At 62.8% G+C, this 16,685-nt stretch carries 13 protein-coding genes, 3 tRNA genes and 1 other RNA gene; 5 read left to right on the top strand and 12 right to left on the bottom strand.

Annotated elements, in window-relative coordinates; translation table 11 throughout:
* Positions 1-64: 64 nt before the first annotated feature.
* The 11 genes from ACFWHB_RS13285 to ACFWHB_RS13235 all read right to left on the bottom strand — a co-directional run bounded on the left by ACFWHB_RS13285 (position 65) and on the right by ACFWHB_RS13235 (position 10,880).
* Positions 65-1,486, bottom strand: coding sequence for an NAD(P)/FAD-dependent oxidoreductase (locus tag ACFWHB_RS13285; RefSeq protein ID WP_395948622.1), 1,422 nt, complete (start codon positions 1,484-1,486; stop codon positions 65-67).
* A gap of 79 nt (positions 1,487-1,565) precedes the next feature.
* The gene (locus ACFWHB_RS13280; protein WP_106887089.1) at positions 1,566-2,390 is read right to left on the bottom strand and encodes an FTR1 family iron permease; all 825 of its coding nucleotides are present in this window, start codon (positions 2,388-2,390) and stop codon (positions 1,566-1,568) included.
* Entirely contained in the window at positions 2,390-5,380 is a 2,991-nt protein-coding gene (locus ACFWHB_RS13275) for a YncE family protein (protein ID WP_395948621.1), read from the bottom strand. Before ACFWHB_RS13275 ends, ACFWHB_RS13280 begins: the two co-directional genes overlap by 1 nt.
* Positions 5,381-5,384: 4 nt before the next feature.
* Entirely contained in the window at positions 5,385-5,834 is a 450-nt protein-coding gene (locus tag ACFWHB_RS13270) for a hypothetical protein (RefSeq protein WP_111912365.1), read from the bottom strand.
* Positions 5,835-5,956: 122 nt separating this feature from the next.
* Complete coding sequence (locus ACFWHB_RS13265) at positions 5,957-6,442, bottom strand: YqhA family protein (RefSeq protein ID WP_106887087.1); 486 nt, start codon at positions 6,440-6,442, stop codon at positions 5,957-5,959.
* An 87-nt stretch (positions 6,443-6,529) separates the two neighbouring features.
* Positions 6,530-7,231 carry a peptidase gene (locus ACFWHB_RS13260; protein ID WP_395948620.1) on the bottom strand — a complete coding sequence of 234 codons (702 nt, stop codon included), beginning with the start codon at positions 7,229-7,231 and terminating at the stop codon, positions 6,530-6,532.
* A 31-nt stretch (positions 7,232-7,262) separates the two neighbouring features.
* A complete protein-coding gene (locus ACFWHB_RS13255; RefSeq protein ID WP_395948619.1) occupies positions 7,263-8,063 on the bottom strand; it encodes a transglutaminase family protein in 801 nt (266 codons plus the stop codon).
* Positions 8,060-8,986, bottom strand: coding sequence for an alpha-E domain-containing protein (locus ACFWHB_RS13250; RefSeq protein ID WP_106887085.1), 927 nt, complete (start codon positions 8,984-8,986; stop codon positions 8,060-8,062). The genes ACFWHB_RS13255 and ACFWHB_RS13250 overlap by 4 nt, the downstream gene beginning before the upstream one ends.
* Positions 8,980-10,416 (bottom strand): circularly permuted type 2 ATP-grasp protein, encoded by a 1,437-nt coding sequence (locus ACFWHB_RS13245; protein ID WP_395948618.1) that lies wholly within the window; start codon positions 10,414-10,416, stop codon positions 8,980-8,982. The genes ACFWHB_RS13250 and ACFWHB_RS13245 overlap by 7 nt, the downstream gene beginning before the upstream one ends.
* A gap of 310 nt (positions 10,417-10,726) precedes the next feature.
* A tRNA-Asn gene (locus ACFWHB_RS13240) sits at positions 10,727-10,802 on the bottom strand.
* A gap of 2 nt (positions 10,803-10,804) precedes the next feature.
* Positions 10,805-10,880, bottom strand: a tRNA-Asn gene (locus ACFWHB_RS13235).
* Positions 10,881-11,435: 555 nt separating this feature from the next.
* Here ACFWHB_RS13235 and dauA point away from each other — a divergent pair.
* The 3 genes from dauA (at position 11,436) to ACFWHB_RS13220 (ending at position 13,625) form a co-directional block, all read left to right on the top strand.
* Positions 11,436-13,172 carry a C4-dicarboxylic acid transporter DauA gene (gene dauA / locus ACFWHB_RS13230; protein ID WP_163149127.1) on the top strand — a complete coding sequence of 579 codons (1,737 nt, stop codon included), beginning with the start codon at positions 11,436-11,438 and terminating at the stop codon, positions 13,170-13,172.
* A gap of 182 nt (positions 13,173-13,354) precedes the next feature.
* A tRNA-Ser gene (locus ACFWHB_RS13225) sits at positions 13,355-13,442 on the top strand.
* A gap of 54 nt (positions 13,443-13,496) precedes the next feature.
* Positions 13,497-13,625: non-coding RNA, RtT sRNA (locus ACFWHB_RS13220), on the top strand.
* Between the two features lie 328 nt (positions 13,626-13,953).
* Here ACFWHB_RS13220 and ACFWHB_RS13215 read toward each other — a convergent pair.
* The gene (locus ACFWHB_RS13215) at positions 13,954-15,168 is read right to left on the bottom strand and encodes a hypothetical protein (protein ID WP_106887082.1); all 1,215 of its coding nucleotides are present in this window, start codon (positions 15,166-15,168) and stop codon (positions 13,954-13,956) included.
* Between the two features lie 671 nt (positions 15,169-15,839).
* On the opposite strand from ACFWHB_RS13215, the gene hcp1 reads away from it, so the two are divergent.
* Together hcp1 and ACFWHB_RS13205 are read left to right on the top strand one after the other, a co-directional pair.
* Complete coding sequence (gene hcp1, locus ACFWHB_RS13210) at positions 15,840-16,358, top strand: type VI secretion system effector Hcp1 (RefSeq protein ID WP_025326621.1); 519 nt, start codon at positions 15,840-15,842, stop codon at positions 16,356-16,358.
* Between the two features lie 58 nt (positions 16,359-16,416).
* On the top strand, positions 16,417-16,635 hold the full coding sequence (locus ACFWHB_RS13205) for a hypothetical protein (RefSeq protein WP_139746077.1): 219 nt from the start codon (positions 16,417-16,419) through the stop codon (positions 16,633-16,635).
* Positions 16,636-16,685 lie beyond the last annotated feature (50 nt).

Raw genomic sequence — 16,685 nt, 5'->3', positions numbered from 1 at the left:
AGGGGAGGGCGTTTTTACCCTCCCCCTTTCGAAGGGGGAGGCCGGGAGGGGGTTGTTCCTGTTGCTACGCCACGCTCTGGGTCTCGATCACGGTGTTTTCGTTGCGATGATTGAAGATGGCGTGGCGTCTGTCCACCCCGTCGATCACCATGTCAGCGGCCATCATCCCCATCTCCATGGCGGTGTCGGTGAAGATGTAGCGAAACGTCCCCTGGCGACCTGTCATGATGAGGTTGCCAATCGGCATCAGTGCCTGAATGGCTTCGTTGCGGCGCGCCTGATAGCCGAGATCCATCAGCGGATAGGCGTATTCGCTTCGCGCCTCGAAGGTCTCGTCCCCAAGCTTTTGGGTATCTACACCAAGCGTTGCCAGATCCTCTGTCACCCGGCCCCGCAGCTCGGCCAGCGGTGCCTGCCAGGTGGCATCCCCCGGATTGCAGGGGATCTCCAGCATCACCGAGGTCTGGCCCTGTGGCGCCATAAAGGGGCTGCGGCGGCGCGGCTCCTGCAGGCGGGTCGCCAGAATATGGGGGTCGGAGAGGTACTGCCAGGTGTTGTCCGACAGGTTCTCCTGTTTAAGCGGCATGTTGACGAAGCGGAGCGACCGGTAGTGCAGATCGCACGGCAAGCCCAGATGCTGGCAGGTGAGCGGCAGCGGCAGGGTGGAGATCACCTGATCGAAGGCCTCACTCTGCTCAATACCCTCTTGTTGCCAATAGACCCGCTCAATGCGGCCATCGACCTGCTCGAGGCGGCTGATGGTGGCGCCTGTCTTGACCGTCACGCCTTCTGCTACCAGCCGCTCCCCCAGGGTGGTGAAGATCTGGCCGAAACCATACTTTGGATAACGGTATTTGCGGGCATAGGTGCGCACCGAGAGGTTGCCCTTGCGTCTTGGTAGCAGGCGGCGCGCCACGTCTTTCAAATCGATGAGACTGATGCGCTGACCGGCCCAGTCGGCGGAGAGTTTGTCCGGGTTGATGCCCCACAGCTTGCCGGTGTAACCCTCGAAGAACTGGCGGTAGAGGGTGCGGCCGAAGTGGCTCTGGATCCACTCGGCAAAGCTCGCCTTGGCGAAATCGTCCGGCTTCTTGGCAAAGGGCAACAGCAGCAAGTCTTTCACCGCCCCCGCCATCAGGGTTAGGGGGGCAGTCCTCAGCAGGTTGGTGAGGTTCAAGGGGTAGTCATAGGTGCGCCCGCTGAAGCGGATGACGCTCTTTCGCTCGGCGTGGAGCAAGTCGTCCCCCATCAGCTCGTCGATAAAGGCGAGCAGCTCGGGGTTCTTGGTGATGAAGCGGTGGCCGCCGTAGTCGAAGCGGTACTCTCCGTCGCGCCCCTTGAAGGTCTGGGTGGCGCACATGCCGCCGACCACGCTCTCCTGCTCGAACAGGGTGACCGCAAAACCGGCCTGGCAGAGGCGCCAGGCGGCCATCAGACCGGCGGGACCGGCACCCAGTACCGCAATCTTCTTGTTGTTGTCGCTCATGAGTGTTCCGAAACGGCTTGATATCTAAGGGGACCGCGCCAGGGCGCGGCCCCGAATGGGGTTGCAACCGGGGGCGGGTTTATCCCTGCACCCGAGGACGATAGCTGCGATGCCAGAGGGTGACAAAGATGGCCAGATAGGTGGCCCAGGTCAGCAACTGCAAGCCGGCCGGTGAGGCATTGTAGCCAAACAGGGCGCGCAGGAAGGTGCCGAAGACCCCCTGATCGTCGAGGATGTGGCTGATGTTGAACACGGGCGTGGTCCAGAAGGTGATGACGTCCGCCGCCTGCAACATGTTGACGGCGGACGACAGCAGCCCCGCGGCTATGATGATGATCAGCAGCCCGGTCCAGCGGAAGAAGGGGGCCAGCGCCACCTTGCGGGTGGAGCGCAGCAGCCCCCACACCAGCACCACAGAGACCAGCAGCCCCGCCAGCGCCCCCATCAGTCCCTCGTGCAGATCCACCCCTTGCCCGGAATAGACCAGGGCCGAGAAGAAGAGCACGGTTTCAAAGCCCTCCCGCATCACGGCGAGGAAGGCGAGCAGCACCAGACCGAACAGGTTGCCGCCGTCGATGGCGGCATCGATGCGTGCCGTCATGGCCCCCACCTGGGACTTGGCCTGTTTTTGCATCCAGATTGCCATATAGGTGAGCACCAGGGTGGCGAAGATCAGGATCCCCGCCATCAAGAGGTGGTTGTAACGCTCGCTTTCGAACTGGCTCACCACCACCTGGAACAGGAAGGCGACCACGAGGGAGGCGACGAGGCCCAGCCCCACCCCCAGATAGATGAACTTGTTGTAGCGGCTCGCCCCCAGCTTGGCGAGGTAGGAGAGGCAGATGCCCACCAGCAGGAAGGCTTCCAGCCCCTCGCGCAGGGTAATGAGAAAACTTGCAAACATCAGGATTGAGGCTCCGTATCGGGCGTGACGGGGAGGGGCTGCAGGGTCAGTTGCAGCCGATTAAGTTGTAGCCGAGCGAGTAGCACTATGGGTGGCGCCGGCAGGTTCGGCTCGGCGGCGCGCACCGCATCACTGACCCACTTGGGGTAGGTGCGGAAATTGAGTCTGATATCGGCCTGGAAGGGCCCCTTGGCATCCGCTGGCAGCGGCCAGGCTTCATCGCGCCAGCCATCGGCCGGGATGCGGGTGTCTTCCAGCAGTTTGGCGTAGCGCCAGAACTTGAGCCCCACCGGCTTGCCCTCGGCATCGCCGAATACTTTGCGGAACAAGCGCGCATCCTCGGGGACGGCGCCCTGCACCGGCTGGCCGCTGGTGAGCACTATGTTGCCGCTGGCGTCGGTGACGGTCAGCTCCAGCCAGAGTTCACGGAAATCGGCCACTCCGGTGGGCAGGGCGTGGCCTGCGCCTGTGTTGGCGACCCGCACCACCAGTTGCTGCCCTTCGGCAGCCTGTTCGATACGGGCCGAAAGGGTAGCACTGGATCGCAAGAGCGCCAGGCTCTCCTGCTCAAGGTCTGGATTTCGTAACCCCACCAGCTGGTGCTGGGCACCGGTAAAGTTGTGGCGATAGAGGCGCTCTTTCACTGTGCCGTTTTCGGTGGACTGGCCCGCCACAGGGGCGCCGCCATTGCCCGGCTCCGGGTTCATATGGCAGTCGATGCAGGTGCGCCGCTTGGCGGGATCCTCCGCCTTGGCGAAGCTGGAGCTCTCCCACTCATCCCAGGTGTTGACGATATTGGCGCCGCTGCCCGGGGCAAACTCGTTGTGGCAGGACTTGCACAGGGCCGCATCCTGGTAGAAATCTTTCTGGTAGGAGGCCTTGTGCATGGCGGGACGGGCGTTGATCTGCCGCTCTGCCAGCCAGTGGCGGGCACTGCCCCCCGGGGCATCCTCGAACACATAGCTCTCGCGGTCTTTGAGGTTCACCGTGAAGGCGCTGTTGCCGCCGGCATCTTCGAGCCTTGTGATGCGATGGCAGAGCACGCAGCCTGTCCCTTCCTCCACCACGGGCTCGCCTGCCTTGTGGGCGGCAATCAGGGAGGCCCCCCCCTGCTCGAACATGTGGGAGCCCTTGGGCAGCTCTGTCTGGCCGTTCAGCACCTGCTGGGGCATGTGGCAGCCCTGGCACCACTGACCGAAGGCTTCCCCCTCGGTTTCGCGGGCCAACGCCTGCACCACCTTGTAGTAGGGGTGGGAGTTGCCCATCAGCCTGTGGTTGCTCTCGCTCCAGTCCTTGAACGCCTCTTGGTGGCAGTTCTGGCAGGAGGCGGAGTTGAGCCACTCCTTGGGATGGGTGGTCGGTGCCTTGGTGGGATCCCTGCGCGGGGCATCGAGCCGCAGCCAGTTGGCGAGATAGGGGAGGTTGCCATCGGCGGTGACGAAGGCGTGCAGATCCTCCATCATGGCCTTCACCTCGGGCTGGGGCTTGACGGGATCCACAGTCTCGGCCCCATCGCGACCGTCGTGGCCCATGCCGCCCTGGGTCTGCTGGGTCATGCGCAGGTATTCGCCGACGAAGTCCCCCGCCACCATGTTGGCGAGGTTGGCGTGGCCGTTGATGGCGTTGTCGCCGCTCTTCTGGCGATGGGCCGCCATCAGATGGCGGTTGGTGAAGTTGAACCCGTCCAGATGGCAGGAGTTGCAGCTCATCCAGTTGTCCCCGGCCATGGGGAAGCGGGCATTGGCGGCGGTGTTGCCCAGGTTGAACAGCCGCTCGCCACGCTTGAGGGGCTCGGGGCGCGGATCCGTCTCTACCAGCTTGGCGAAGTGGGGCACATCGACCGTGACCCTGGCGAAGGGGCCGCTGCCACCGGTATGGAGGCGGGTGAGATCCTGCCCCATGACGTTGTGCACCAGAATGTGGTCGCCGTCTACAAACAAGTCCCGTGGGTTCTGGCCCGGCAGGTGGCGCAAGAGCTGGGTCGCCTTGGCGCCCCCCTGAAACTTCTTGCGTCTGTGACGGTTGCTGTTGGATTTGCCGCTGCGCGACAGGTCGAACACCAGCAGATCTTCCGAGCCCGCCAGGGTCAGGTAGACCCGCTTGCCATCGGCGGCGAAGCGCGCGGCGAAGGGGTTGGAGACGATCTGGCTGCGGTTGCCGACGCTTGGCAGATTGATCTGCAAGAAGAGCTGCTTGCGCTCGTCTACCCGTTCTTGCTCCTCATCGAGATCTATGATGGAGACGGCCGGGAAGACGGTGCTCTGAAACTGGAAGGGGTGGTCGAAGCTCCACAGCACATGGGGCAGCCAGGCTTCGCTGCCATCGGGGGAGAGGGCGATGCCGTCCAGCAGACGCGGCAGACCCTGGGAGTCGCTTGGGGTGTCGCTGTGGGTCTCGGCCAGGGTGATGAGTTTGGGTTTGGGCAGGGTGGCGCCCGTGATCCCGCTGCCCAGCTTGGCGAGATCATAGATGGCGAGCTGGCCAGTCATGGCGTGGGTCAGCAGCAGGCGATCGTCGTTAGTCAGGGCCAGTCCACGCGGAGTCTCGGCAACGGTCACATCCAGCTGGAGCTTGCCCGAGCTGTCGTAGGCCTGCAGGCGGCTCGCCTCGAACAGCGTGACCCAGAACCAGCGCCGCTTGGGATCGAAGATGACCCCATAGGGTCTATGGCCGGTGGGGATAGCCCTCTCCAGGTCGAGATCTTCGTCCAGCAGCAGCAGGCGATCGCCGCTGTAGTCGGTGACCAGCAGGGTGCCGTCATCGGCGCGGGCAAGCTGGCGCAGATCGCCCCCTAGCTGCACCTCCTTGAGTCGCTTGCCGCTATCGCGCTCGAGCAGGGTGACGGAGCCCGCGCTCTGGTTGGCCACCAGCAGGCGAGGGGCGTCGCCCTCGTCATAGGCTACCATGGCCGTGCCCATCTCCTGGGCGCTGGCAAGGGAGCTGCCCAGCAGCAGGGCGGCGAACATCAGGGATAACAACAGCTTCAACATGGGATCAGGTGCGCCATTTCAAGATGGTCCAGCGCCAGGCGTGGCGCAGCACCAGGGGCGTCAACGCTAGTGCGCTCAGCCAGTGGGCCCAGCTGGCGAGGTTGCCCAGGCTGTCCCCCGGGGTGCCGTGCAGCACCAGCAGCAGGCCGCTCGCCAGACAGACCAGCAGCAGGCCTTCGATGATGCGGCCAGTGGTGCGCAGAAAGGGTTTGCGGCTCTTGTTCAGCAGGCTGCGATGGGAGAGCCAGAAGGCGCCAAACAACAGGGGAAACAGGGAGAGGGAGAGCATCACATGGAGAAACAGGTTCCAGCGTGCCAGGGACCAGACCGGGGTCAGGGGTTCCCACAGCAGCAGGCCGGAGAAGAACATCAGGTAGAGGGAGCCCTCGGCGGCCTGATGGTGATAGGCCAGCCATTGCCAGAGGTGTCGCGGTGAGAGGGAAAGGCTTGTCATAGGTGCTCCAGCACCCGGGCGGTTCGGCCCGGGGCGAGCAAGTTTACAATGGGGTAAGGGTAATGAAAAGAGTTATCAATTCGGCCACTGATGAATAGATCCTGAATGAAATCAGGGCCGGGTCACTTGTGATCAGCCAGCCGCTCCGTGATGGCGTAGATGAGGGCGGCGGTGGAGAAGGCGAGGAAGACGATGACAGACCACTTCATCTCTATCTCGTTGCCGGTGCCATCTTCCAGGAAGGCCTTGAGCACTTCGATGCCGGCTATGGTCACCAGGGAGTTGATGACGATGAGTTTGAGGGACGCGAAGTTGATCTTGCTGAGCCAGTTGTCCCCCAGGGCCGCCCGCTGCTCCGGGGTCTTGATGAACTGCACATAGCCGCAGATGGCCACCAGGATCAGCATCTGGGCCACCAGCACGAAGTCCACCAGGGTGAGCACCCCTGTGATGAGATCCAGATAATCGATCTCGATGATGTCGCGGCACAGCACATAGAGCTGCATGGCAAATTTCACCATCAAGAGGGCGACGCACACCAGGATGCAGACATAGAAGGGGAACATCATCAGCCGGCTGCCGTTGAGCATGAAGTTGAAGCGGCGCATGGGGACTCCATCGAGAGGGAAGCGAATGGCAGCCAGAATATCTGGAAAGAGGGGGGCGGGAAAGCGCCATGGCGCTCCCTCGCCCGTTCAGAGGGGGAAGGGGGGGAGATCTCGAAACAGCCGCTGTAACCCCTCGCCCCAGGCCTTGCGCAGGGCCTGGAAGTGGGGGTTCTGCTCTGTGATGCGGTGCAGCTGTGCCGCCGAGAAGCTCCCCTCGGAATAGACGAGCGCATCCAGGGGCAGGCCCACCGAGAGGTTGCTGCGCAGGGTCGAGTCGATGGATATGAGGGCGCACTGCATGGCGGTCTGAAGCGGCGTCTCATGGTGGATGATGCGATCTATGATGGGCTTGCCGTACTTGCTCTCACCAATCTGGAAGTAGGGGGTGTCCGGGCCCGCCTCGATGAAGTTGCCCTCCGGGTAGATGTGGAACAGGCGGTGGCGCTCCCCCCGGATCTGCCCCCCCAGCAGTATGTTGCAGCCGAAGTTGACATGCCCCTGCTGCTGGCCCCCATCCCGGCTGATGACGGTGCGTATGGTCTGGCCTATGAGGGCCGCGACCTCGTACAGGCTGGGAAGGGCAAGAAGCTCCTGCCCCTCCGTCAGCAGGCTGATGACACTCTGGGTGGTGGCCAGATTGCCAGCGCTTTGCAGCACTATCACCCTGTCCTCCCGGGTGAAGAGGTGCAGCTTGCGGAAGGTGGCGATGTGGTCCACCCCCGCATTGGTGCGCGAGTCGGAGGCGAAGACGATGCCATCTTGCAGGCACATGGCGACGCAATAGGTCATGGCCGCGCTCCCGCCAGCACTCCCTGGGCCCTCATTGCTGCTGCCCATCCAGGCGGGTGACCCGTGCCTGGCTCTGCAACTGCTCGCAGCCGCCGCCGTAGCGCACCCCGCGCACCGGGCAGGCATCCAGGTAGTCCATGCCGACCGCGAGTTTGAGGTGCTCGTTGGCGGAGCAGGTGAGGTTGGTGACATCGAAGGTGTGCCAGCGCGCCTCAATCCACACCTCGGCCCAGGCGTGCATCGCCACGTGGCTGCTGTCCTGGCTGTAGAGGTAACCACTCACGTACCTGGCCGGCAGACCGGCGTGGCGGCAGCAGGCCAGGAAGACATGGGTGTGGTCCTGACAGACGCCGCTGCCCGAGGCGAGGGCCTCGTCGGCGCTGAAGGTGGCGTCCGTGCTGCCCGGCTGATAGGGCATGCGGGCCAGGATGCGCGCCATCAGGCCCTGCAGGTCGGCCTGGGTCGGCTCGGAGGGCAGGCACTCCTGCGCCAGGGCGCGCAGGGCCTCGCTTGGGCAGGTGAGGGTGGTGGGCCTCAGGTAGCTCAGGGGAGAGATGAGGGAGTGCTCTTCGTCCTCCAGGGCGTCGTCGCGGATCTCCACCTCGCCACGGGCGCGGATCAATATCCCCTCGTGGGGGGACTCCAGGCTCAGCACGTGCAGTATGTTGCCGTAACCGTCCGTGGTGCAGGTGGCCTCCCCCGGCAGCTCCAGCTGCCAGGAGAGGATCTGCTGGCGGGCCGTGCTGTGGGGGGTCAGGCGCAGGTACTGGGTGCTGCGGCGTACCACGTCGGCATAGTGGTAGCGGGTCTGGTGATCGATGATGAGTCTCATAATACCTCCAGGTAGGCGGCGTGGATGCTCTGGCCGATGGCGCCGATGTCGCTGAGAAAGTCCCTCAGGTACGCCTGCATGCCGAGGGCGAACACATCCTCGATGGCGCCATAGGTCAGATGGGCGTTGAGTATGGTGGTGAGGCGGCGCGGCGCCTGGCCGGCGTTGCCTTCGATCTGGGCCAGGATGTGCTCCATCTCGTCGAGGCAGGCGCGCAGGGAGCGCGGCACCTCGTTGCGCAGGATCAGCAGCTCGGCGATGGAGGCGTGGGAGAGGGTCTTGTAGAGGGTCTGGTGCGCCTCGTAGGCCCCCACCGAACGCAGCAGGGCGTTCCAGCGGTAGAACTCGCGCACGCTGTCCTCGTCCTCCCGGATCACCTGATACTTGACGGTGAGAATGCGCGCCGTGTTGTCGGCCCGCTCGATGAAGGTGCCAAGACGCAGGAACCAGAGCACGTCCCCCCGCATCATGGTGCCGTAGGTGGCGCCACGGAACTGGTGGGATCGCTCCTTGATCCAGTCGAAGAACTCCTGGGCCTGACCGCTGGAAAGCCCCGCCTTGCGGCGCCGGCGTATCTCTATCCAGGCGGCGTTGATGCTCTCCCACACCTCCCCCGGGATCTTGCCGCGCACCCCGTGGGCATTGTCCCTGGCCATGCGCAGGCAGCTGAAGATGCTGCTCGGGTTCTCCTCGTCGAAGCAGAAAAATTGCAGCAGGTTCTCCATGTTCACCTGGCCGTAGCGGGCGAGGAAAGGTTCGTGGGTGCCGCTAATGGTGAGGGGGGCCAGCAGCTCGCTGTGATCGGCGTCGATGGAGGGCATCAGCGACATGGTCTGGGTGACGTCCAGCATGCGCGCCGTGTTCTCCGCCCGCTCCAGGTGGCGGGACATCCAGTAGAGTTCGCTTGCGGTGCGGCTCAGCATGGGTTGCCCTCCATGACCCAGGTGTCCTTGGTGCCGCCGCCCTGGGAGGAGTTGACCACCAGGGAGCCCTCGGTGAGGGCGACCCGGGTCAGGCCGCCCGGCACCAGGCGCAGCTCCTGGCCGGTGAGCACGAAGGGACGCAGGTCGATGTGGCGGGGGGCTATGCCCGCCTCGACGAAGGTGGGGCAAGTAGACAGGGAGAGGGTGGGCTGGGCTATGTAGTTGTCCGGGCGCGCCTTGAGCAGCTCGCGAAAACGGGCCAGCTCCTCGCGGCTGGCGCAGGGGCCGATCAGCATGCCGTAGCCGCCGGCGCCATGGACCTCCTTGACCACCAGCTCCTCCAGGTGCGCCAGCACATAGGCCAGGGCATCGGGTTCCCGGCACTGCCAGGTGGGGACGTTGTTGAGGATGGGCTCCTCCCCCAGGTAGAAGCGGATCATCTCCGGCACATAGGGGTAGATGGACTTGTCATCGGCCACCCCGGTGCCGATGGCATTGGCCAGCACCACGCCGCCGGCGCGGTAGACAGAGAGCAGGCCCGGCACGCCTATGAGGGAGTCCGGGTTGAAGGCGAGGGGATCCAGGTAGTCGTCGTCGATGCGGCGATAGATGACATCCACCCGTTTCAGCCCCGTAGTGGTGCGCATCAGCACCTGACCATCCTTGACCACCAGATCCGCGCTCTCCACCAGCTCCACCCCCATCTGCTGGGCGAGGAAGCTGTGCTCGAAGTAGGCGCTGTTGAAGCGGCCCGGGGTCATCACCACCACGCAGGGGTTGTCCACCGGGCTGCTCTCGCGCAGGGTCTGCAGCAAGAGAGCCGGGTAGCGCTCCACCGGTGCTATGGGCTGGTTGTGAAACAGCTCCGGGAAGAGGCGCATCATCATCTTGCGGTTCTCCAGCATGTAGGAGACCCCGGAGGGGGTGCGCAGATTGTCCTCCAGCACGTAGTAGTCACCGTCGCTGTTGCGGATGATGTCGACCCCTGTGATGTGGACATAGGTGTTGCGGTGCAGGTCGACCCCCTGCATGCAGGGCTGGTACTGGGCATTGGTGAGGATCTGGGCGGCCGGGATCACCCCCGCCTTCAGGATGCACTGATCGTGATAGATGTCGTGCAGGAAGGCGTTGAGGGCGGTGACGCGCTGGCGGATCCCCTTGTCCAGATGCTGCCACTCCTGGGCGGGGATGATGCGGGGAATGCTGTCGAACGGGATGAGGCGCTCGGCGCCGTCCCCATCCCCATAGACGTTGAAGGTGATACCGACCCGGTGAAACAGCAGATCGGCCTCCTCACGCTTGCGTTCTATGCTCTTCTCGTCGGTCTGGTGCAGCCACGCCAGATAGGCGTGGTAGTGATCGCGAAACTGGTTGTTGGCGAGCAACATCTCGTCGTAGCAACCGGGTCCGGGCGGCTTGATGGGTAGCATAGGCAACTCCTTGTGACGTCCCTGAGGTCAGGAATTGCAAGGGCTGTGCCAGTCAATGGAGTCGCTATGAAGGCCGATATGAGTAATTTTATACTGATAAATCAGAGAGATGAGTGCGTTGTCATCAAGGGGGAAAGGACGCTGCACCAGACTGGTACCCCAGAGAGGGTAGTCCTGCGTCATCTTGTGGCAGCGCCCCAGGCGCGATGAGCAGAGGCGGACAGGGAGGGGAGGCTGCGCAGCTTCGCCTTGCCCCGCCCTGGGGCAGGGGAAACGAAAAAGCCCAGTCCTGAGACTGGGCTTTAGAAGATGGCTCCCTCGACAGGACTTGAACCTGTGACATACGGATTAACAGTCCGCCGTTCTACCGACTGAACTACGAGGGAATTGGCTCCTCCTACTGGACTTGAACCAGTGACATACGGATTAACAGTCCGCCGTTCTACCGACTGAACTAAGGAGGAATTGCCTGTCTCGTCGAGACGGAGCGGATATTAATGATCCCTCGGACGGGTGTCAACCCGCCATTCCACGGAAAAATGGCTTTTCGGCCCGTTTGCCCAAAACTTGGGCGCTGTGGACTATTTTCAGCACAATCAGCAGCTTGAGATGCCCTGCCTGCAGCCACGGTTGAGCTGGCCGTGAAGGCGCGCCCCGGCCTGGAGGGGGCGAGGCAATGGATGAGCCGATCATGGAGGGGAGGTGATACATATCGGCGATATCCCCCCTGTCGATGGGTTTGCCTCTGAGGCGTTGGGCGGGGGATGCGGGGAAGATGCAGGTTCGTGATGACCAGGTAGATGAAGGGATGGCTGGGAAAATCGGCGATATGCGAGCTATCGATGAGAATAATGCGGGGTAATGGCCATTTCTTGATCCTGCCCATCGAATTATCGGGCCGGCTCGGGTATGGTTGCTCTGGATACCATCGCCGCGTCGACAGCTCTGCCGGCCCTTGATGATGATCGGGTGCCGGTTCACTCCGGCCTTTGTCTCCCTCTTCTGGTATTACCCTAGACATGCACAATCAAGCTTCCTTACAAGGCGTGAAGCTGGCTATCGCATTGCGCCAATCCTGCATCGATGAACCCTATAGTGTGGCGCGCTTCGGCCGCGACCTCATCGCCGGCATCACGGTCGGCATCATCGCCATTCCGCTCGCCATGGCGCTGGCTATCGCCAGCGGGGTGCCGCCCCAGCACGGCCTCTACACCGCCATCATCGCCGGCATCGTCATCGCCGTGACGGGGGGCTCGCGCTTCTCCATCTCGGGGCCGACCGCCGCCTTTGTGGTGATCCTCTATCCGGTGGCCCAGCAATTCGGGGTGGGGGGCCTCTTGATGGCGACCCTCATCTCCGGCTTCTTCCTGGTGGCCATGGGGATGGCGCGCCTTGGTCGCCTCATCGAATACATTCCGCCCTCGGTGACCCTGGGCTTCACCGGCGGCATCGCCATCGTGATCGCCACCTTGCAGATCAAGGACTTCTTCGGCCTGCACGTTCCCGAGATGCCGGAAACCTATGTCGGCAAGGTGCAGGCGCTGGCCCATGCCCTGCCCAGCTGGCAGTGGGGTGATACCCTGGTGGGGGTGGCCACCCTGGCTGTGCTGCTGCTCTGGCCAAGATTGCGGCTGCCGGTGCCGGGTCACCTGCCGGCCGTGCTGGTGGGGGTAGGCCTGGGTGTCGGCCTGCACGCCCTGGGAGTGGACGTGGCCACCATAGGCAGCAAGTTCAGCTATACCCTGGCCGATGGCACTCAGGGCATGGGGATACCCCCCATAGCGCCGACCCTGGTGATGCCCTGGGCACTGCCCGGGCCGGACGGCGCCCCCGTGGTCTGGGATCTGGCGGCCATAGAGCGGCTGCTGCCCGCCGCCTTCTCCATGGCCATGCTGGGAGCCATCGAATCCCTGCTCTGCGCCGTGGTGCTGGACGGCATGACGGGGCGCAAGCACAGCTCCAACGGCGAGCTGGTGGGGCAGGGGCTTGGCAACATACTCGCCCCCTTCTTCGGCGGCATCACGGCGACGGCCGCCATCGCCCGCTCCGCCGCCAACGTGCGGGCGGGGGCCACCTCGCCCATCTCCGGCATAGTCCATGCTCTGGTGGTGCTGGCGGCCATTCTGGTGCTGGCCCCCTGGCTCTCCTGGCTGCCGCTCTCTGCCATGGCCGCCCTGCTGCTGCTGGTGGCCTGGAACATGAGCGAGGCCCACAAGGTAGTGGATCTGGTGCGCAGGGCGCCCCGCTCGGATGTGCTGGTGCTGCTGGTCTGCCTGTCCCTCACCGTCATCTTCGACATGGTCATCGCCATCACCTTCGGGGTGATCCTGGCGTCCCTGCTGTTCATGCGTGAAATCGCCAAGATGACCCGACTGCACAACCTGGCCGAGCACGGCCGTTATGCCAGCGAAGTGCCGGCGCAGACCCTGCTCTACAAGATCAACGGTCCCCTGTTCTTTGCCGCCGCCGAGCGGGTCTTCGAGGAGCTGCTGGCCCAGGTGGGGGAGCACAAGGCGCTGATCCTGCAGATGGAGGCCGTCTCCATCCTGGACGCCGGCGGGCTCTCTGCCTTCCAGCAATTTGCCAAACGCATGGCCAAGTCGGGGGTCCAGCTGAAGGTGGCCGAGTTGCAGTTCCAGCCCCTCAAGACCCTGGCGCGGGCCAAGGTGCGTCCTGTCCCGGGTGAGCTGGAGTTCTACGGCTCGCTAGAGGAGGCTATCAGAGGGGAACATTTGCACGAAGCGGTTGAAAATTGACGTAAAGGGATAGGAAACGGCATCTTTTTGGTCAGTTGGTTCGCAAATTGAGCAAACGATAGCAAAAGATGAAAAATGAGATTGACCGGCTTGCTCCTATCCCTTACATTACGCCCCGTTCCAGCGCAGCAGCGCAACAAACCACGTGGCGATTGAACACGTTAAACAGCAGTCAAAAATTTGGTGAGGTGTCCGAGTGGCTGAAGGAGCACGCCTGGAAAGTGTGTATACGGCAACGTATCGAGGGTTCGAATCCCTCCCTCACCGCCAAATTGAAAGCCCGACCTTATGGTCGGGCTTTTTGCATCTGGGGGCACCGCAAACCTGATGCCCATAGAGGGAGGGTGAGAACCCTCGCCGGGTTCGAGCAGAGCAGCTTGCTGCGATGAACGGCCAACGGCCGCCCCGAAGGGGTAAGCCACGCAGTGGCGAATCATCCCTCCCTCACCGCCAAATTGAAAGCCCGACCTTATGGTCGGGTTTTTTGCATCTGGGGTTATCATATTCCCTGATGCCCAGCGAGGGGCGGCTCGGTTCGGACCCTGGTTCGACAAGAGGGCAGGATAGCCCGCTTGGAAAGTCGCAGGCTATCCACAGGGTGAGCGCCAGGGATGGCGCGAGTCAATCCGGGCCCACCGCCACATTCAAAGCCCGACCTGATGGTCGGGCTTTTTTGTTGTTGGGATCGTCATCTCCTCGGCTTCAGCGCAGGGTGGCTGTGTCTCCTTGCCGGAGATGGTATTCCGTCCGTCTCAGGTCGACTTTTCCTTCCCTATCTGCATCAGAAGATCACCCCCACCAGCCTGTCGAGCAGTGTCTCGAAGGAGAAGAGGGTGAGGAGCAGGGGCAGGAAGGGCACCACAGTCGCGAGCACCAGTTGCAGGAACATGTCCCGACTGAATGGCATGGGCCTGACCTCCTTGATGACGGCATAGGCAGTACCCAGATCGGCGAGGGACTGGATATCCGAGGCGCCGAGCAGGGATTCCCCGTCTCTGTCCGCCGTGCGCAGCCAGCGGTGCTCGAAGCTGCGGCTGTACTCGGCGGCGAGGGCGCCATATTCCCGCAGTCCCAGACGCTTGGCCGCCAGAATATGGGGAGCAAAGACCGTCAGAGGTGCCAGCACCAGCAGCAAGCCGAAGCCGGCGAGCAGAATGATCTCCGGTTTGTAGGCGGTGAGCACGGCGGCGTCATGGAAGATCCGGTTGGCGATAAAGCCGGCAAGCTGGGCCCCCAGAGCGGTCAGCAGCGGCGAGTAGGCGTAGGCCGAGCCACCGAGAAAGCCGAGGCCGCAGTTGCGATCGGGATGGGTCGGCATGAGGGAGAGGGGGATCCGGGAGACCTGCCAGAGGAAGCGGGTCCAGATCAGGAGCCGGTAGAGCCAGCGCAGGAGCAGAAACTGGATGATGGGGTTGCTCACCCAGAAAAACCAGAAACCGGGCAGGGTCAGGGTCGGGCTACCCCCTTCCATGGTGGCGTACCAGGTCGAGGACTCCAGGACGAAGGTGTGGGTCCGGATGAAGTACCCCATAGAGAGGACCAGCAGGATAAGCCCGACCTCCGCGGGGATCGAATTTCGCCAGATCATGGCGCTGCGAATGGCGTCATGAAAGCGTGGCAAGGAGAGCGGCGAGATCAACCCCCGTTCGATGAACTGGCTGACGATCCCCCGGATGCGCTGGTGGACGACGAGTTCGGCGAACACCAGCAAGGAGACGCAGATGAGAAAGCGGACATGAGTCTCTACGTCCAGCAGAAAGGGCACCGCCACCCCTTGCAGCAGGCTGCCGTCCCATCCGCACAGCAACAACAGGGGCAGCCAGCAGATCCCGCTCAGGACGAGGATCCGTCGCCTGATGTGCGCCTCTATGTCACCAAGATGCGCCCGGCTCCACAGCTGATAGAGGGGGCCCCCCAGGATCAGGGAGAAGTTGCTGGGATCGGACAGGGGAGGGCTGAGGGGATCGGGCGGGGTGACAGGCCTGTGATGCGACATGATGGGACCACCTTGCTGTGCGACAAATGTGCCATCCGGCCGCCACCGACTCCTCTTGCCACCAGGGGGGAAGGGGAGGCTGCTGCGTGCCGGGATTCGGGCTTGGTGTCATGAGTGCACCATGACGGATCCTCTGAGCTCAGCCTCTCTGTTGGCTGAAAACCCCATATGAAAACAGGATTGGCAGAGGAAAATGGCTGTCGTGACGGCGGGTTCAACCGTAATGCCCCTGAGCCAAGCCCCATGGCTATAGGTATAGCGTTTGCCATGGACTGGCGATGTGATCTGCCCACGACAATTTTACCCTTTGGGAGCGCCCGCTTTCCCGATGATGGCTGGTACGGCTCCTTGCCTCAGGGCCGAGCCGTGTAAGAGAAAGCGGGGCTGCGATGGGTGAGATAACGGCAAGAGGATCCATGCATTCATCGCTGATGGCAGTATCACATGCTGGTGTGGGCAATATCTTGCCGTAATGGTGGGGTTAAATGCTGTCATTGCAATAAATGCCAGCGATAGATACTGGGTGCGCAAGGTGTTGCGGCCTGTTGATGGGGAAGTGGGCAAAAAATAATTTCAAGTATCTGTTTTATAACAAAAAAATGAATTGGCACGGTCACTGCTAATGGTTTCGGTTGAGTGTCATTACCGTTCAACCCATCAGGAGCAAATCCATGCCAACTCCATGTTATATCAGCATCGAAGGTAAAACCCAGGGCAACATCACCGCCGGTGCCTTCACCTCCGACTCCGTCGGCAACATCTTCGTGCAGGGTCACGAAGACGAGATGCTGGTGCAAGAGTTCCAGCACGTCGTCACAGTCCCGACCGACCCGCAATCCGGTCAGCCTGCGGGCCAGCGTGTCCACAAGCCGTTCAAGTTCACCGTGGCCCTGAACAAGGCCGTGCCGCTGATGTACAACTCCCTGGCCTCCGGCGAGATGCTGCCGAAAGTGACCCTGAAGTGGTACCGCACCTCGGTGGAAGGCAAGCAGGAGCACTTCTTCTCTACCGTGCTGACCGATGCCACCATAGTCGACATCGACTGCCAGATGCCCCACTGCCAGGATCCGGCCAACGCCGACTTCACCCAGCTGATCCAGGTCTCCCTGGCCTACCGCAAGATCGACTGGGAACACACAGTAGCCGGTACCTCGGGTGCCGACGACTGGCGTGCCCCCATCGAGGCTTGATGCCATGAGGGAGCACTCGTTCGGGGGCTCCCTTTTCTGAATCAGACAAGGAGGCAGCATGCCAAGAGAGTCGTTCTATCCCGATACCAATGAACCGCACATCCACCTGCACAGAGGGGGCGCCACCTTCACCGACATTGGCCACAGCCATAGAACCCTGGTGCGGGGCTCTTTGGTGTATCGCGGCACCCTGCAAGAGGTGCTCGCTGAGCTGCAAAGACGCGGTGATGCCCGCAGCCTCCAGATGGCGCAATACATCCAGGCCAATCTGGCGTGACCACGAAGGCCGGGATGCCGGCCTGCTTGTGACTCCCACTCAATAACGCC

It is taken from the genome of Aeromonas mytilicola subsp. aquatica (assembly GCF_044336385.1).
Taxonomy (GTDB): domain Bacteria; phylum Pseudomonadota; class Gammaproteobacteria; order Enterobacterales; family Aeromonadaceae; genus Aeromonas; species Aeromonas rivipollensis.
This window is presented reverse-complemented; position numbering and strand designations above follow the sequence as displayed.

Excerpts from the sequence above, each read along its gene's own strand:
- ACFWHB_RS13285 (WP_395948622.1), bottom strand. The coding sequence starts at position 1,486 with ATGAGCGACAACAACAAGAAGATTGCGGTACTGGGTGCCGGTCCCGCC.
- ACFWHB_RS13280 (WP_106887089.1), bottom strand. The coding sequence starts at position 2,390 with ATGTTTGCAAGTTTTCTCATTACCCTGCGCGAGGGGCTGGAAGCCTTC.
- ACFWHB_RS13275 (WP_395948621.1), bottom strand. The coding sequence starts at position 5,380 with ATGTTGAAGCTGTTGTTATCCCTGATGTTCGCCGCCCTGCTGCTGGGC.
- ACFWHB_RS13270 (WP_111912365.1), bottom strand. The coding sequence starts at position 5,834 with ATGACAAGCCTTTCCCTCTCACCGCGACACCTCTGGCAATGGCTGGCC.
- ACFWHB_RS13265 (WP_106887087.1), bottom strand. The coding sequence starts at position 6,442 with ATGCGCCGCTTCAACTTCATGCTCAACGGCAGCCGGCTGATGATGTTC.
- ACFWHB_RS13260 (WP_395948620.1), bottom strand. The coding sequence starts at position 7,231 with ATGACCTATTGCGTCGCCATGTGCCTGCAAGATGGCATCGTCTTCGCC.
- ACFWHB_RS13255 (WP_395948619.1), bottom strand. The coding sequence starts at position 8,063 with ATGAGACTCATCATCGATCACCAGACCCGCTACCACTATGCCGACGTG.
- ACFWHB_RS13250 (WP_106887085.1), bottom strand. The coding sequence starts at position 8,986 with ATGCTGAGCCGCACCGCAAGCGAACTCTACTGGATGTCCCGCCACCTG.
- ACFWHB_RS13245 (WP_395948618.1), bottom strand. The coding sequence starts at position 10,416 with ATGCTACCCATCAAGCCGCCCGGACCCGGTTGCTACGACGAGATGTTG.
- dauA (WP_163149127.1), top strand. The coding sequence starts at position 11,436 with ATGCACAATCAAGCTTCCTTACAAGGCGTGAAGCTGGCTATCGCATTG.
- ACFWHB_RS13215 (WP_106887082.1), bottom strand. The coding sequence starts at position 15,168 with ATGTCGCATCACAGGCCTGTCACCCCGCCCGATCCCCTCAGCCCTCCC.
- hcp1 (WP_025326621.1), top strand. The coding sequence starts at position 15,840 with ATGCCAACTCCATGTTATATCAGCATCGAAGGTAAAACCCAGGGCAAC.
- ACFWHB_RS13205 (WP_139746077.1), top strand. The coding sequence starts at position 16,417 with ATGCCAAGAGAGTCGTTCTATCCCGATACCAATGAACCGCACATCCAC.